We start from the raw sequence: 13,831 nt of genomic DNA on the forward strand, positions 1-13,831 counted from the left end.
CTTGGTACTTTGCTTAAAAGAGACCGTGCGCCATGCCAAATTTCTTCAACCTTCCGCCCTTTACGGAAGACGGGGATGTCCATGTCGTTGTGGAAACGCCCCGCGGAAGCCGTGCCAAATTTGCCTATGACCCTAAGCTTGAAAGCTTCGGCCTCAGCAAGTCATTGCTGACGGGGCTAAGCTATCCCCATGACTGGGGCTTCGTGCCGTCTACCAAAGCAGACGACGGTGACCCACTCGACATCATGGTGATCCATGACGCCGCGACCTTTCCAGGACTTGTCGTTACCTGCCGCATTATTGGCGTCCTTCAGATCGAACAGAAGAGCAAAAAAAAATCCGAGCGCAACGATCGTCTGTTTGCTGTGCCGCGAAACTCACACTCGGAGCAGGCTTTGCATGAGGTTGATGATCTGACAAAGCCAATCCGGGACGAACTCGAGAAGTTCTTCATGGCGACTGACGAGCTGGAGGACAAGAAGCTCAAGATCATCGGTTGGAAGGGGCCGAAGATCGCGGTACAGGCCATCAAGGATGCCGCGAAATCTTTCGCGAAGGACGGCAAATAAGTTCAGGCGGCGTTGGCGCGCTGCCTTTGGATGCCTGGCCCTGAGCTTCTTTTGCAAGTCGCCCGCGCAAGTGCGCAAGAGCGGCAGCCTCCTCGGGCTTGTGGCTCTGGACCTCGGCGCGCAATTCACTCTCGGCTTTACTCAAGTTGCCTGATCGAGCTTGTTTCGGCCGCGCCAATTCGGGAAGGAGTTCGTCGCTCCCTTGATGGCAGTGACGCGCGCCCGGAGGTCGGCGGGTAGACTTAGTGCACCACGCAAAAAGGAAGCCCACGGTTGCCGCGGGCTTCCAGGGGTCTACCATTTCTGGCGACCAAACCAATCGTTGAGTTCTTTTCTGGCTTGGTCCTTCTGGTAGCCGTAACGCTGCTGGAGTCTTCCTTCCAACTGCTCTTGTTTTTCCATCGATGGCATCTAAGTCATCGTCGGTGAGCTTGCCCCACTGCTCTTTCACTTTGCCCTTTACCTGCTTCCAGTTTCCTTCGACGCGGTTCCAATCCATGTCGTCCTCCTCCTCTTCAGAGGACATTCAACGCGCCATCTCCAAGCTTGTTCGACCGGTTGCGCCGCTAAGGGAGCACGTGCGCGGGCCGAAACGGCGCCCTTCGTCAAAGCCCGCGCTCGTGACGTGCTCCACCTTGCGGACGCGAAGCAGGTAAAATCTATCCGGAGGCGCCTTGGCATCCGATACTGATCTGGATCAGGATCGTCTATAAAGATCGGGCGAGCGCCAATGTGAGCAAAGCGCAAGCGCCACTGGGTCAACGTCGCGAGCGACGTATGCAGATCGGGCGACCCTCGATTGTTGCGACGGAAACAGCGCGGGAGCGAAATACAAGGCCGAACGCGCGCTGTCTCTACTGTGCGCAAGCGCTTCGCGGGCGGCGATCGGCGGGGACGGTCGGGCAACTGCTCAGGAACCTTGGGCATTGCCAGCAGGTTGTCGGTTCTCGACTAGTGGAGACCGTCCTGACAATGCCTGACTATCCTAAGCCGCCGTACCCCAGCAGAGCCAACCGATGCCCGGTTCGACCGCGAAGATGGATCCGCGCCCGGATCACGGCGAGAACAGCTACAGGGGCTCGGGCCGTCTGCGGGGCAAGCGGGCCATCATCACGGGCGGTGACAGCGGAATTGGAAGAGCCGTCGCCATCGCCTTCGCTCGCGAGGGCGCTGACATCCTGATCGCCTACCTCGAAGAGCATGAAGACGCCAAGGAAGTGGCGGCCCTCGTCGAAGCGGAGGGGCGCAGGATCGTTCTGGTCGCGGGCGACCTGCGGTCCGCGGACCACTGCAGGAAGGTCGTCGATCGGGCGGTCCGGGAGCTGGGCGGCGTCGACATCCTCGTCAACAATGCTGCGCATCAGGCGAGCTTCAAGGATCTCGCCGACATCAGCGACGAGGAATGGCGTATGACGTTCGACGTGAACATCCATGCCATGTTCTTCCTTGCGAAAGCCACCGTGCCGCACATGCGGGCCGGTGGCACCATCATCAACACGGCCTCCGTAAACTCGGACATGCCGAATCCCACGCTGCTGGCCTACGCCACGACCAAGGGCGCCATCCAGAACTTTACCGGCGGCCTGGCGCAGATGCTGGCGGAGAAGGGCGTCCGCGTGAATGCGGTCGCGCCCGGCCCAATCTGGACGCCGCTCATTCCCTCGACGATGCCGGAGGCGGCGGTGAAGAACTTCGGCAAGCAGGTTCCGATGAAGCGCGCCGGGCAGCCGGCGGAGCTCGCGACCGCCTACGTGATGCTCGCCGATCCGCTCTCGAGCTACACACCTCCGGAACGACGATCGCTGTGACCGGGGGAAAACCCTTCATCTGATGGCGGGCCTGAAGCGTCCCATGACGCCGAACGGGCGTTACTTTGTCGTCCGCTGAAAACTTCCGATGAGCAATCCGGGACCTGCTCCCCACGAACAGTCGCGGCTGGGCAAGCAACTGATGAATGCGCACGCGGTCAAGCGCCCTATGCCGATTGGTACGCGGGGCTCAGGCGGCCTTCAGGGAGTCGAGACGCTTGCGGAGAAACGCCAGCACCATGACCTCGTCGGGCGTAAGCTTGGCGTACTGGCGCTTGAACTTCTGCGCGATCCTTGCTTCGGCCATCTTGACGAGGTCACCCGACATGTAGGCGTTCAGGACCTCGGGGTGCACATAGCACTTGCGGCAGATGGCCGGCGTGTTGCCCAGTTGCTTGGCAACTCTCTCGATTGCGGCGACGACGTTCCGCTTGGCCTCCGCCTGGCTGTCGTACTTCTTGAATTCCGAGAGCGCCAGTGCCGCCAGCACTGTTCCTGCCCAGGTCCGGAAATCTTTGGCGCTGAAGTCCTCGCCGGTGATGTTCTTGATGTAGGCGTTGACGTCGCCCGAATCCACGGTGCGCGGCCCTCCCACGTCGTCGAGGTATTTGAAGAGCTCGTGCCCCGGGATGTCGGCGCAGCGCTTGACGATCGAGGCGATGCGCTTGTCCTCAACCCGCAGTTTCCACTGCTTTCCCGACTTGCCCGTGAACTCGAACCGCAGGACGCCCCGCTCGATCGCAACGTGCTTGCGGCGGATGGTGGTGAGCCCGTAGGACTTGTTCTTCTCGGCGTACTCGGCGTTGCCGACCCGGATGAGCGTCTTCTCCAGCAGGCTGACGATCGTGGCCAACACCTTCTCGCGAGGGAGTCCGTCAAGCTTCATGTCGGCGGCGACCCGGTCTCACCCAGTTGGTGCCGCGTCCGCTGGCGTAGGCGCTGTCCCGGACCTTCGAAACCACGGCCTCCAGCGGTAACCCCCGGCGCTTCAAGGAGTCTTTGAGCTCAAATGCGGTCTGCTCCGCCCAGACCCGCAACATCGGCTTGTGGGCGGTCTCGAGCAGTAGCGCGAGCGCCGGCGCCCGCTCGTCGGAAGCTCGAAAGCCGCATGGACCGCCCCGGGCACACCCGGTGGCTGCTTTAGGAACGGATGCGATGTTGCAGCCGTTGACCGCGAAACAGCAAACTCCAGGAGGTCGATATGGCCATGGAAGATCGGGAGACTTTCAGTCTCATTGGAAGCGATAAGGTCGAGGGCACGAACGTGTACGGATCCGACGGAGAAAAGGTCGGCTACATCGAGCGCGTGATGATCGACAAGGTCAGCGGCAAGGTGTCGTACGCAGTGCTCAGCTTCGGCGGTCTGCTCGGCATCGGCGACGATCACTATCCGCTACCTTGGCAGGCCCTGAAATACGATACCAACCTCGGCGGCTACGTCACCGGCATCACCCAGGACCAGCTCCGCGGCGCCCCCAAATACGCCGACGAGAGCACTTGGAATTGGAGTGACCCCGCGACCACGCGCTCCGTGAATGCATATTATGGCGTGCCCGTCGCCTGACGAGCCGAGGCATTCCGGTCGCTTCGCACCCCACGGAAGTGCTTTCGCTCCGGCTCGTCTCAAGCAGTCGGAACGCATCGAACGAATGGGACAAGAGGAAGCTCTCCTGCTGCGCTCCCGGAACGATTGCCATCACTCGGCGGTTCACGCAGCGCCGCATTCAGCGGACAGGAGAGACTTATGAAGAAGCTGCTGCTGATGTCCGCGGCCGCCTCGTTCATCTCGACGGGCGCGATGGCTCAGTCGACGGTGGTCACCACCACAGGCACCGGCCATGCCGCCGTGCAGATCGAGCCGGAATACCGCACGAAGATCCGCACCTACGTCACCGAGCACAAGATCCGCCCGGTCGACACTCGCGAGAGAATCGTCGTGGGTCAGCCCGCGCCGCGCGACGTCGAGCTCGAGGCGGTGCCCGCCGACTGGGGTCCGTCGCTCACCAAATACCGCTACGTCTACTCCGGCGAACGCGTGATGCTGGTCGATCCATCGACGCGCACCGTGGTCCAAGAGGTGGACTAAATCCACCGCGGCGGGTCGAGGGGGGTGGGGCGACCCACCGCAAGCCGACGTTAGGCACCCGCCGAGAAGCAAATCCTTGAGCTGCGAGTGTGGTCATGCCGATCGTCAGATACATCGTGTTCGTGGGCGGGTTGCTGCTGGCGCTGCTCTTCCGCTATCTGCCGGCGCCGATCGAGCGTACCGACACGACTGATCCGGACAGGACGACTATCAGGATCCGGTCGGCGAGGAGCCTTCCGGAGAAGATCGTCTTCGACACGCGGCCGCGCGCCGATGTTCCGAAGATGGCACAGGCTCATCCGATGCCCGAGGAAGGGCAGCAATCGGCGCGAGAGGCGATGGCCTCGATGCCTGCAGCACCTGCCGACGCCAAGAAAGAGCTGCCTGAGCGCAAGCGCGCGGGATCTCGTCTGCAGGCGAAGCGGTGGGCGAAATCCGCGAGAAAGCCAGCCCAAGCCAGGCTGGCGCTCGACCGGCACGACTTCTTCACGGCCGGATGGTGGTGACCATATCCTGCTTCCCGCAACGAGAAGGCCGCGCCCGTTCGGAGCGCGGCCTCACGGGGCCTCGAGGGAAGCACGTCTCACCAGTGGTGATGGTGCCAGCGGTGCCGCACGACCGGATAGGCGCCGCCGTAATAGGCGTAGGCGGGCCGGACAACGCGACGGTACCGATAACCATAGGACAGCGGTGCCGTGTAGTAGGTCGTGGCGTAGCCGCCGCCCCATCGGTAGGGAGCATCGTAGGCGTAGGGTCCGCCATAATACCCGGCGCCGTAATAGCCCGGACCGTAGTCGTAGTAGCCGTAGCCCGGCCCCCAGGCATATGCCGAGGAGGCAAGCCCGCCGATCACCGCGCCCGCGATCAGGCCGCCGGCGATGCCGGGTCCCCAGCCGCCTCGCCAATGAGCTTCGGCTGGCGACGGCGCTGCGATCGAGCCGAGACCAAGAGCGCCGATCGTCGCCGTAATCATTGCAATCTTCTTCATCGGGTCACCCCTTTCCACGTTTTCTTGCACGGCCGGACAACGGGAAAAACAGGCAATGGTTGCTAGTTGCCCCGGTGCCAAGAGGCGATGGGGTGCTCGGCGCGGGGCGGCGGTCACTCGAAAGTCCGAGCTGGAGCACAAACATTTCGATCGAAGACGGACTCAATCCGCGTGCGGTGCGGCGACTTTTCCGAGCTTGCCGAACCCGACTTCAAGTGTAGACTTGGCGGGATATTGGGGTGCTTAACACTGTTGAATTCGGCGCCCGTACGATTGCGCTACGATCATTCTTCCTTTGGGGTTTCCCATGTTCGATCCGGCAACGACCGCGCTTTTGCGCGCCGTCCTCGACGAGGTCTGCGAAGACGTTTCGCGCTATGGGACCGGCGCACGCGCCCACGTGGCTTCAAGGATTTTGGAAGCAGCGACGAATGGCGACACCTCGCCCGAGAGGCTGAAGGAGGTCGGCCGCGAAGCTCTTCACGACGCGCCGACGATGTGGCGGTAGGGGTAGGGAGCGGGGCGTGAACTTCCAGGTCACCGTGCTCAAGATCCTGGTGAGCTATCCCGACGGATTCGCCGTCATGTCGGACCTCAAGCGTGACATGGCGATTCTTGCGACGAGTGGACGAGACTGGGCCGAACGGACCAAGCGCCTAGCCGCGCGCGTGCCGGATTTGGACATCTTCTCGCAAGGACTGGTCGAGCGCCTGAACGGGGGTTGGCGCATTACCGAGAAGGGCCGCGGACTGTTGGAGTTCATGGAAGCCCGGCCTGGCGAGCCGGAGCCGGCAAGAGAACTACCCGCAGCCGAACTGCCGGCGCCTCGTCTACACGACTCGGCACGGCTTGGTCGAGCCGAACGCCGGCAACGCCGCCGAGTCGCCCGCGACCGCGTGCGGGCGAAAGCTTCCTGATAGATCTGCCGAGCGCTTCTCCGCCAAAGGTCGAAGCCTCGGGGAAAACTGGAAACTTTCGCCATCGCGCCGAGTTGGCAGCGACTGGATGCGGTCGCTTGGAGCATGAGGATGGTCGATGAAGTCACGGTGAGAAAGGCGGCCGAGACGGCCTGGACCGTGTACCTGGCGGCGCATCCTGACGTGGACGTTCAGGACAGCCGTCGCTGCCTGCTCGAGCGCTATCTGCACAGGAGACGGGAAGAGCGAGAGAGCGATGCCGAAGAACTCGCCAGCTTCGGGATAGCCTACCTGCACCGGCTTCCCGAAGACGAATGTTGACGGGCATGAAGATGCTCGTCGCAAGCGTGGTTCGCGAGAGCACAAGGCCAAGTTGGACGCTGCTCGCGATTTCATACCTCATTTCCGCGGTTATCGTGATCGCCCTGCGGTTCGTGATCGGGGCCTAGCCGATGCGGATCGCCCAGCTTGCTCCGTTGGCCGAGAGCGTTCCGCCGAAGCTTTATGGCGGCACGGAGCGCGTGATCGCCTGGCTTGTCGACGAACTTGTCGAGCTCGGACACGACGTCACTCTGTTCGCGAGCGGGGATTCGAAGACGAAGGGAAAGCTCCACCCTGTCTGGCCGCGCGCGCTGCGCCTGGGCCGGAGGGCTGCGGATCCGAACGCCGCATGCGCGCTGCTGATCGAGGCCATCGCCAAGCGGTCGGGCGACTTCGATGTGATCCATTCCCACGTCGACTGGCTGCCCCTTCCGGTGCTGAGCCGGACCGACGTGCCGTTTCTGACGACGATGCACGGCCGGCTCGACCTTCCCGGTCTGTCCGACGTGATCGGGGCTTTTCCGAACGCGGCCTTCGTCTCGATTTCCGACAACCAGCGTGGACCGCTCCCGGACGCGGACTGGATCGCGACGATCCAGCACGGGCTGCCCAATGGTCTGTTTAAGCCGTCCTACCAGCGTGGTTCGTACCTGGCCTTTCTCGGGCGGCTGACGGCGGACAAGGGACCGGAAGCCGCCATACGCATCGCCCGCGCCTCGCGGATGCCGCTACGGATAGCGGCCAAGATACCTCGCGCGGAGACGGCCTACTTCAAGAAGAAACTCGAACCGAACATCGATGGCGGGGAGATCCAACTTGTCGGCGAGGTGGACGAAATCAGGAAACAGTCATTCCTCGCCGGGGCCGACGCGTTGCTGTTTCCGATCGGGTGGCCCGAACCGTTCGGGCTCGTCATGATCGAAGCGATGGCGTGCGGGACACCTGTGATTGCTTACCGAGCGGGTTCGGTGCCCGAAGTGGTGGAAGACGGCGTTACCGGCTTTATCGTGGATAACGAGGAGCAGGCTATCAGGGCGGTGAACGAACTGAGGCGGCTGGACAGAAGAGTGGTCCGTGCCCGGTTCGAGGAGCGCTTCGCCGCGAGCCGGATGGCGAAGGAGTACGAACGCCGATACCGCGAGCTGGTCGCTCACAGAACGCTCCAGGCGTGAGACAAAGTTAGCGGGTGCGAAGGATTCGAGAACGGAGTCTCCGTTCGCTCCCCGGAACATTTGCGGATTCTGTATGTTTGGACGTCCGTGAAGGCCGAAAACAAAACGGCCCGTCCGAATGCCGGACGAGCCGTTCGTGCGAGCGTCTAATCGCTCAGTGCATGTGAACTATCCAATAGCCGACGCCGCCAACAACGAGGACGGCGGGAACGGCCCATAAAATCAGTACAGGCATTTTCTCCTCCAATTGCTGTCAGAACGTCTTCGCGAGGCCGGTTTGGCCCTGCGATGGCCGTTACTGTTCGGTGCAGACCTTGGTGGTCTTCACGGCGGACTCGGCTTCCGTCTTGGTCTTGTAGACGCCGTCGCCGACGACCGTCGTGGTGGTCGTCGTCGGCTTGGTGTCGACGACGGTGCACTTCTTGGTGGTCGCGTCGCGGACGATGTAGAACTCAGCGGCGCTGGCAGCCTGGGTGCCGAGGGCGAAAGCGGCGAGAGCGCCGCACACGATCAGCTTCTTCATGTTGTCCTCCTCATACAATTCGAAAGTAGTCACGGCCAACGAGCAGACGGGACCGAAGTTCCGGTTGTTCCCGCCTCAGGCCGGCACGTCCCATTTCGCGACACAGTAATTCTACGCCTGCCGTAAGAAATGTTGCCGTCTGCGTTGCCGACATTTCCCGGAAAGGAACTGCGCGGTGCATCGGGGGTTTGATCGACGTCCGCATTTAGGAGGTTCAGATGAACAAGCGTTTATTCTTGGCCACGACTGCAGCAGTCGCGATCGCGACTTCAGCTTTCGCGCAGTCTTCTCCGAGCACGTCCAACACCAATCCGCCTGCTACGCAGCGACAGCAGGATTCCAATCAGACGACGACGGCGCCTTCTTCGACTTCGACACCGTCCAGCTCGTCGTCGGGATCCGCGCAAAACGCCAATCCGTCGACGAACTCGGCCCAGACGCAAACTCCGCCGTCGACCGGTCAGACCGCCGCAGGCCAGCCGTCCAATTCCGGTACGGGCACCAACACCACGCAGGCGCCATCCTCGAACAATTCGACCAACCAGGCGCAGACCACTCAACCATCCAACCAGACCACCACGCCTTCAGGCCAGGCGCAGACAACTTCTCCTTCGAACATGAATACCCAGACGCAAAGCGCCAACCCGCCTGCTTCAAGCACCAACCAGGCCCAGTCGCCGACAGGGAGCGGTTCGACCAACACGGCCCAGCAGCCGAACAATCAGCAGAACACGGCCGATCGTTCGTCGAACACCAACGTGAATGCGTCGGTGAACATCAACGATCAGCAGCGGACTCGCATCAGCACGTCCATTTCGCACCTGAACGTGCAGCCGCTCACCAACGTGAACTTCTCCTTGTCGGTGGGCACGGTCGTGCCGCGCGACGTCCGCCTGCAGCCGCTGCCGGCCGATGTCGTGGAGATCGTGCCGCAGTATCGCGGCTACAACTTCGTGCTGGTGAAGGACGAGATCGTGATCGTGGAACCTTCAAGCTACAAGATCGTCGCCGTTCTGCCGTACTCCGGCCGCTCGACCGCGTCGGCGCCCGCGAGCACCGAACAGCGCAAGATGACGTTCAGCGATCGTGATCGCGAGGTGATCCGCAAGCATGCCAAGGCCCGCCCCGTCGAGCGCGAGCGCCGCACGACCGGCAGCACGGTCCGCACGGAGATCCGGACCGGCGAGCGGGTGCCGGAGGGCGTGGAGATCGAGGCATTCCCCGAAGAGGTCTATCGGGATGCTCCGACGCTTCGCGAGTACCGGTACATCAACCGGGACAGCCGTACCTATATCGTCGAACCCCACGAACGTCGCGTCATAGAAGAGATCGACTGATCTCGCAGCGGAAGGAGAACATCCATGAAGACCATCGTGCTAGGAGCGATTGCGGCGACCGTGATGGCGGCCTCTGCGACTGCTGCTCCCCTTGCGCCTGCGGCCGTCGCGTCAGCGGAGGCTGCGGGCATCGAGCGGGTCCGTCTCGTTTGCGACGAGTATGGCCGATGCTACCGGACCCGTGGTCCCCGCTACGTCCAACGCTACTATGGCGGAGACGACGGCTACGTGGTCCGCCGGAGCTACGGCTATTATGGTGGGCCCGGCTACTACGATCGCGGTTACGGCTATTACGGCGGAGGCCCGAGCATCGGCTTCAGCTTCGGCACCGGCCGTTGGTAAACCGTACGACCAATGGGCCGTCCTCCGGGGCGGCCCATTTCCGCTCAGATGGCATCGGCCTGCTGATTGCATCTTCAACGGCCCTCAGTCCTTCAAGCCCTCGAAGTGACGCTCCATAGCAACTCTGTAAAATTGGCTCCTAATTCGCAATGCTCCCTCAGTGGACTGGTGCTACGCTGTGTCGGGGGGGATACTAATTGGCCATCTACCGAATACTTCAAAACTCGCCTCCCTCTTGGGCCGGAAGAGATCGCGCGGCTTTCGACAGCTTACGAACAGGCCCTCCGTGCGATTGGCGTACAGGATCGCAACGATCCCCTCACCGAACTGATTGCCAAGAGGATCATCGAAATCGGTCAGACCGGCCTCAAGGACCCCGCCGCGATCTGCGGTCGGGCCGTCGAGGAATTAGGCCTGCCGAAAGGTTGATTCCGCGCGGCGGATGCACCCAAGCGATGGATCCGACGTCGGTCTAGGCTACGGCGATGGCGCTAAGGCTCGGCCACAAGTAGAACAGCTAACCCGGCGGCGCTCCCTTTTCCTCGCCGAGCTCCTTGATCATGCGAACGATCTCCTCCGGATGGAAGGGCTTCTGCACGATCCGGCTGCCCGGGACGGGGCGTGGTGTAGCGGGCGAAAAGCCCGTCGCATAGATGACCGGCAGTTCCGGATCGCTTTCGCGGCAGCGCTCCGCGATCTGCCAGCCGTCGATGTTCCCGGGCAGCCGGACGTCGGTGACCAGCACGTCCGCGACGTGGCGCTTGCACCAGTCCAGCGCCTCTTCCCCGTTGCTCGCGTGGATGACGTGGTAGCCCGCATCGCGCAGCGCTTCGACAACGAATTCACGGATAAGGGGGTCGTCCTCGACGAGAAGTACGCTCACTGGCGGCTCACTTGGGATAGCGGTTGTAACGCATGTCGAACGGCTCAATTGCGCCGCCGTTCCTGATGGATCCATGCCCAAGGAGTATTTCCGGAAGCCGTTCTTAGACGCCGCCCGAACGCAGACGCTTTCTTCCGCCGTGCGGTCCAGGCCGAGCACCGTCGCCGCCGAGGCGCGCCGGCAGGTCGCCCTCCCGCCGCAGTCCGCGGATGCCGGTGCTTGGATTGCCTTTTGACGCTCCTTCTCGCTGCGGATCATCCGCCGCGAGCGACCCCGACCGTGTCGGCCATCCTGGCCCACCGCGCGCCCATGGGCTTCTCGCTGCCGGTCGTCGTGTCGCGTGCCGTCTGGTGCTCCATCTCGGCGTCAAGCTCCGCTCCGAGCAGGATCACGATCGCGGAGATCCAGAGCCAGGTCATGAAGCCGATCACCGCGCCCAGCGAGCCGTAGGTCTCGTTGAACTTGCCGAAGCTGGCGCATACCAGGAGAACAGCGCGGAGGCGCCGAGCCAAAGGACGGTCGCGGCCGCGCTGCCCCACGTGATCCAGCGCCAGCGCGGCGCTTCGCGGCTCGGTCCGAAGCGATAGATCAGCGCGAGCGCCAGTCCGACGGCGATGAACATCGCGGGCCAGCGGGCGATGCGGATCAACAGGTCGGCGGCGTCTGACAGGCCGATGAAGTTCAGGACCACCGGCACGACGACCACGCCGCCCAGAGCGATCAGCACGAACGCGATGCCGGCGACGGTGAAGGACAGGGAAACCACGTTCAGCTTCACGATGCCGCGCTTCTCTCTCTCGCCGTAGACGATGTTGAGCGTATCGAACAGCGACTTCATCGCGGCGTTCGCGCTCCAGAGCGAGACCGCAAGCCCGACGGCGAAGGTCAGACCGAGCGTCTGATGCCCCTTCGAAGCGACGCGCGTAAGCTGATCCCTGGCGACGTCGATGGCTCCGCCCGGAACGAATCCGGAGACCTGGTCGAGGTGTTTGGCGATGCTCCCGGGATCGGAGAAGAGACCGTAGATCGCGACGAGAGCCGCTAGGGCGGGAAAGATAGCGAGCAGGCTGTAGTAGGTCATGCCGGCGGCGAGCGCGAGGATGCGGTGCTCGGAAATGTTCGCGTAGACCCGCAGCAGGATGTCCTTCCATCCGCGCGCCGGGATTTCGGAAGGGGTCTTGGCGAACCGACCGCGATCCTCCTGTTCCAGCGCCACCGCAGCAGGAGAGGCATCGCGCCGGTTCTTCGGGTTGTCCAGCTCGCCGTGTCCTTCCTCCTCCGAAGCGACCTGCTGGGCCACGAACGCGACGGCGAGCAGAATCAGCGCGCCGACGACCGTCGAGCCGAGACCACCACGTTCCCTACGATCGCCAGAGCGGCTGCTCATGCCACGACGTCCCGCAATGCCTCGGCCGGGCAACCGGCGATGCGCGGGAACGTTCCTTGAAAGGTCTCTAGCGGAATAACTGAGCCTTCGTCGGGCGTTCGACAGCGGACGGCGGATCAGCGGAAGCTCCGGATGGGGCGTCGACTGGCCGGCTAGGCCTTCGCAGCGCGCGCCGCCGCTACCGCCATCCAGTCCCGCAGCAGGCCTCTGTCCTCTCTCGAGAAGGACGCGCGTCGCTTGAGATCGTCCAAGGTCTCGCTGGGATGGCATCGCGCGTAATCCTCGCGGATCAGCGACTCGAGGTAGGCCGGGTCCCTTTCGTTGCTGGGATCGAGATGCTGGCGCGAGTCGCTTCTCATGGATTCCGCTGGCGCACATGACGTCACGATGCAGCACAACGGAAAGAGCAATCGTTGGTTCGGGCGCAGATCCAGCCGGACGAACTTAGACGGGGCTCAAATCAGGACGTAGAGGCCACCATGTGAGGCGGCCTTAGTGCAGCTTCTGGCGCAGCTTCCTGATGATCTCGCGAAGGCTGTCCGCGTACTCCTCGAGGATGCGCCGAGCTTCCTCGACCCGGGAGGGTTTGGCTTCCTCGACCGGCTTTGGTTTGTCCGGCTCAGTCATGGGCCAACGGTTGGGCGGGACCAGGACCGGCCGTTGAGCTAGATCAACGGTGTACAAATTTGGATGCTGGTAGTCCGATTCGGACAGCAGCAGGACTGGCAAGTTCGTCGCGGGCGCACCAACTCGCCTGTAGGTGCCGAGACAGTTGGGAGTGACGCGATGTCGACGGTCGCAAAGCTGCTTGCGCGGAGGGAGCGGCTGCTGGAGCAGCTCGAGAGCGATCCGGGCCCGAACGAACGCGAGGAAATTGAACGGCTGCTGGCGCAGATCGAGACCGCGCTCAGCCTGCTCGTTCCGGGGGACGCCGCCGCCTCGACCGAGGAATGATTTCAGCTCCGCCCTCACAGCGCGCTGAGATCGTCCGGCACGTCGCCGAACTTCCGGATCAGCCTGGCGTCGCTGAAGTCGCCGCTCGCCGGGTCGCCCGTCCGCGAGAATGCGATGGCGCCGGCGTGCCTTGGCTTGCGAGATAGCGCCTCGGCCCTCATCACCGCGGCGTTGGCGCTCAGGCACTCGACCGCCTCGCCGGCAGCCACGCCGTCGTCGGAGAAAACGAACGGTAGAGCGACGTAATAGGTCACGTCAGTCATCTGGGTCACCCCTCTGTTCGCGCCCTCCTGGAAGCCGCCCGCGGGCGTAGCCGGTCGAGACCTTCCTCCGGAGCCCGTCGAGGCCTCGAGAAAGTCGTTGGCCACGATGAGCGCCTTCACCGCTTCCCGCGCGTCGCCGCCGCAGGCCGCGATCGCCTGGTCGGCGGCGGCGTCGAGATCGTCGGGGGCCAGCCCAGCCTGCTCGGAGGTGGCGTTCATGCGATTATGTTCCCGTTTCGTTCTGAAAGAGTCAAGCGACCCTCTCCCGCATTCCATGACGC

At 63.1% G+C, this 13,831-nt stretch carries 18 protein-coding genes and 3 pseudogenes; 12 read left to right on the forward strand and 9 right to left on the reverse strand.

Translation table 11 applies throughout. The annotated features are described in order from the left end of the window. The first annotated feature begins 32 nt into the window (after positions 1 to 32). Positions 33 to 569 carry an inorganic diphosphatase gene (locus SO140_RS34745; RefSeq protein WP_235543756.1) on the forward strand — a complete coding sequence of 179 codons (537 nt, stop codon included), beginning with the start codon at positions 33 to 35 and terminating at the stop codon, positions 567 to 569. A 294-nt stretch (positions 570 to 863) separates the two neighbouring features. Here SO140_RS34745 and SO140_RS34750 read toward each other — a convergent pair. Beyond that, positions 864 to 1,068: pseudogene (locus SO140_RS34750) on the reverse strand (CsbD family protein). A 473-nt stretch (positions 1,069 to 1,541) separates the two neighbouring features. Between SO140_RS34750 and SO140_RS34755 the strand changes: the two are divergent. After that, a pseudogene (locus tag SO140_RS34755) lies at positions 1,542 to 2,400 on the forward strand (SDR family oxidoreductase). A 167-nt stretch (positions 2,401 to 2,567) separates the two neighbouring features. Here the strand turns inward: SO140_RS34755 and SO140_RS34760 are convergent. Continuing rightward, a complete protein-coding gene (locus SO140_RS34760; RefSeq protein WP_474803126.1) occupies positions 2,568 to 3,263 on the reverse strand; it encodes a DNA topoisomerase IB in 696 nt (231 codons plus the stop codon). Positions 3,264 to 3,578: 315 nt separating this feature from the next. Here SO140_RS34760 and SO140_RS34765 point away from each other — a divergent pair, with 315 nt between their 5' ends. The 3 genes from SO140_RS34765 to SO140_RS34775 all read left to right on the forward strand — a co-directional run bounded on the left by SO140_RS34765 (position 3,579) and on the right by SO140_RS34775 (position 4,969). After that, a complete protein-coding gene (locus tag SO140_RS34765; protein WP_498541471.1) occupies positions 3,579 to 3,941 on the forward strand; it encodes a PRC-barrel domain-containing protein in 363 nt (120 codons plus the stop codon). 180 nt (positions 3,942 to 4,121) lie between these two features. Continuing rightward, the gene (locus SO140_RS34770) at positions 4,122 to 4,463 is read left to right on the forward strand and encodes a DUF1236 domain-containing protein (RefSeq protein ID WP_474803120.1); all 342 of its coding nucleotides are present in this window, start codon (positions 4,122 to 4,124) and stop codon (positions 4,461 to 4,463) included. Positions 4,464 to 4,558: 95 nt separating this feature from the next. Then, a complete protein-coding gene (locus SO140_RS34775) occupies positions 4,559 to 4,969 on the forward strand; it encodes a hypothetical protein (RefSeq protein WP_474803118.1) in 411 nt (136 codons plus the stop codon). Between the two features lie 77 nt (positions 4,970 to 5,046). Here SO140_RS34775 and SO140_RS34780 read toward each other — a convergent pair whose 3' ends face one another. Further along, positions 5,047 to 5,451, reverse strand: a complete 405-nt coding sequence (locus SO140_RS34780) for a hypothetical protein (RefSeq protein ID WP_474803115.1) — start codon at positions 5,449 to 5,451, stop codon at positions 5,047 to 5,049. A gap of 307 nt (positions 5,452 to 5,758) precedes the next feature. Between SO140_RS34780 and SO140_RS34785 the strand changes: the two genes are divergently transcribed. From SO140_RS34785 to SO140_RS34800, 4 genes are all read left to right on the forward strand, one after another. Beyond that, positions 5,759 to 5,959 carry a hypothetical protein gene (locus SO140_RS34785; RefSeq protein WP_474803112.1) on the forward strand — a complete coding sequence of 67 codons (201 nt, stop codon included), beginning with the start codon at positions 5,759 to 5,761 and terminating at the stop codon, positions 5,957 to 5,959. Between the two features lie 16 nt (positions 5,960 to 5,975). Beyond that, the gene (locus SO140_RS34790; RefSeq protein WP_474803109.1) at positions 5,976 to 6,368 is read left to right on the forward strand and encodes a hypothetical protein; all 393 of its coding nucleotides are present in this window, start codon (positions 5,976 to 5,978) and stop codon (positions 6,366 to 6,368) included. Positions 6,369 to 6,479: 111 nt separating this feature from the next. Then, positions 6,480 to 6,689: a hypothetical protein gene (locus SO140_RS34795; RefSeq protein ID WP_474803106.1), complete on the forward strand. Its 210-nt coding sequence runs from the start codon at positions 6,480 to 6,482 to the stop codon at positions 6,687 to 6,689. A 131-nt stretch (positions 6,690 to 6,820) separates the two neighbouring features. Then, the gene (locus SO140_RS34800) at positions 6,821 to 7,861 is read left to right on the forward strand and encodes a glycosyltransferase family 4 protein (RefSeq protein ID WP_498541469.1); all 1,041 of its coding nucleotides are present in this window, start codon (positions 6,821 to 6,823) and stop codon (positions 7,859 to 7,861) included. Between the two features lie 295 nt (positions 7,862 to 8,156). On the opposite strand, the gene SO140_RS34805 is transcribed toward SO140_RS34800, so the two are convergent. Next, positions 8,157 to 8,384 carry a hypothetical protein gene (locus tag SO140_RS34805; RefSeq protein WP_038383553.1) on the reverse strand — a complete coding sequence of 76 codons (228 nt, stop codon included), beginning with the start codon at positions 8,382 to 8,384 and terminating at the stop codon, positions 8,157 to 8,159. A 218-nt stretch (positions 8,385 to 8,602) separates the two neighbouring features. On the opposite strand from SO140_RS34805, the gene SO140_RS34810 reads away from it, so the two are divergent. Both SO140_RS34810 and SO140_RS34815 read left to right on the forward strand, forming a co-directional pair. Further along, positions 8,603 to 9,721 (forward strand): DUF1236 domain-containing protein, encoded by a 1,119-nt coding sequence (locus SO140_RS34810; RefSeq protein ID WP_474804780.1) that lies wholly within the window; start codon positions 8,603 to 8,605, stop codon positions 9,719 to 9,721. A 24-nt stretch (positions 9,722 to 9,745) separates the two neighbouring features. Continuing rightward, the gene (locus SO140_RS34815; protein ID WP_474804777.1) at positions 9,746 to 10,063 is read left to right on the forward strand and encodes a hypothetical protein; all 318 of its coding nucleotides are present in this window, start codon (positions 9,746 to 9,748) and stop codon (positions 10,061 to 10,063) included. A gap of 517 nt (positions 10,064 to 10,580) precedes the next feature. Here the strand turns inward: SO140_RS34815 and SO140_RS34820 are convergent. From SO140_RS34820 to SO140_RS34835, 4 genes and pseudogenes are all read right to left on the reverse strand, one after another. Beyond that, a complete protein-coding gene (locus tag SO140_RS34820) occupies positions 10,581 to 10,946 on the reverse strand; it encodes a response regulator (RefSeq protein ID WP_474804772.1) in 366 nt (121 codons plus the stop codon). A gap of 254 nt (positions 10,947 to 11,200) precedes the next feature. Further along, positions 11,201 to 12,333: pseudogene (locus SO140_RS34825) on the reverse strand (YihY/virulence factor BrkB family protein). 152 nt (positions 12,334 to 12,485) lie between these two features. Next, entirely contained in the window at positions 12,486 to 12,692 is a 207-nt protein-coding gene (locus SO140_RS34830; protein ID WP_474804769.1) for a hypothetical protein, read from the reverse strand. 133 nt (positions 12,693 to 12,825) lie between these two features. Beyond that, positions 12,826 to 12,960, reverse strand: a complete 135-nt coding sequence (locus tag SO140_RS34835) for a hypothetical protein (protein WP_474804766.1) — start codon at positions 12,958 to 12,960, stop codon at positions 12,826 to 12,828. A 159-nt stretch (positions 12,961 to 13,119) separates the two neighbouring features. Between SO140_RS34835 and SO140_RS34840 the strand changes: the two genes are divergently transcribed. Continuing rightward, on the forward strand, positions 13,120 to 13,287 hold the full coding sequence (locus tag SO140_RS34840; RefSeq protein ID WP_474804763.1) for a hypothetical protein: 168 nt from the start codon (positions 13,120 to 13,122) through the stop codon (positions 13,285 to 13,287). Between the two features lie 14 nt (positions 13,288 to 13,301). On the opposite strand, the gene SO140_RS34845 is transcribed toward SO140_RS34840, so the two are convergent. Next, positions 13,302 to 13,550 (reverse strand): hypothetical protein, encoded by a 249-nt coding sequence (locus SO140_RS34845; protein ID WP_474804784.1) that lies wholly within the window; start codon positions 13,548 to 13,550, stop codon positions 13,302 to 13,304. Positions 13,551 to 13,831: the final 281 nt, after the last annotated feature.

Source organism: Bradyrhizobium sp. UFLA05-108, from assembly GCF_059803455.1.

Excerpts from the sequence above, each read along its gene's own strand:
- SO140_RS34835 (WP_474804766.1), bottom strand. The coding sequence starts at position 12,960 with ATGACTGAGCCGGACAAACCAAAGCCGGTCGAGGAAGCCAAACCCTCC.
- SO140_RS34765 (WP_498541471.1), top strand. The coding sequence starts at position 3,579 with ATGGCCATGGAAGATCGGGAGACTTTCAGTCTCATTGGAAGCGATAAG.
- SO140_RS34805 (WP_038383553.1), bottom strand. The coding sequence starts at position 8,384 with ATGAAGAAGCTGATCGTGTGCGGCGCTCTCGCCGCTTTCGCCCTCGGC.
- SO140_RS34770 (WP_474803120.1), top strand. The coding sequence starts at position 4,122 with ATGAAGAAGCTGCTGCTGATGTCCGCGGCCGCCTCGTTCATCTCGACG.
- SO140_RS34840 (WP_474804763.1), top strand. The coding sequence starts at position 13,120 with ATGTCGACGGTCGCAAAGCTGCTTGCGCGGAGGGAGCGGCTGCTGGAG.
- SO140_RS34800 (WP_498541469.1), top strand. The coding sequence starts at position 6,821 with ATGCGGATCGCCCAGCTTGCTCCGTTGGCCGAGAGCGTTCCGCCGAAG.
- SO140_RS34775 (WP_474803118.1), top strand. The coding sequence starts at position 4,559 with ATGCCGATCGTCAGATACATCGTGTTCGTGGGCGGGTTGCTGCTGGCG.
- SO140_RS34745 (WP_235543756.1), top strand. The coding sequence starts at position 33 with ATGCCAAATTTCTTCAACCTTCCGCCCTTTACGGAAGACGGGGATGTC.
- SO140_RS34785 (WP_474803112.1), top strand. The coding sequence starts at position 5,759 with ATGTTCGATCCGGCAACGACCGCGCTTTTGCGCGCCGTCCTCGACGAG.
- SO140_RS34815 (WP_474804777.1), top strand. The coding sequence starts at position 9,746 with ATGAAGACCATCGTGCTAGGAGCGATTGCGGCGACCGTGATGGCGGCC.
- SO140_RS34795 (WP_474803106.1), top strand. The coding sequence starts at position 6,480 with ATGGTCGATGAAGTCACGGTGAGAAAGGCGGCCGAGACGGCCTGGACC.
- SO140_RS34760 (WP_474803126.1), bottom strand. The coding sequence starts at position 3,263 with ATGAAGCTTGACGGACTCCCTCGCGAGAAGGTGTTGGCCACGATCGTC.
- SO140_RS34780 (WP_474803115.1), bottom strand. The coding sequence starts at position 5,451 with ATGAAGAAGATTGCAATGATTACGGCGACGATCGGCGCTCTTGGTCTC.
- SO140_RS34830 (WP_474804769.1), bottom strand. The coding sequence starts at position 12,692 with ATGAGAAGCGACTCGCGCCAGCATCTCGATCCCAGCAACGAAAGGGAC.
- SO140_RS34845 (WP_474804784.1), bottom strand. The coding sequence starts at position 13,550 with ATGACTGACGTGACCTATTACGTCGCTCTACCGTTCGTTTTCTCCGAC.
- SO140_RS34810 (WP_474804780.1), top strand. The coding sequence starts at position 8,603 with ATGAACAAGCGTTTATTCTTGGCCACGACTGCAGCAGTCGCGATCGCG.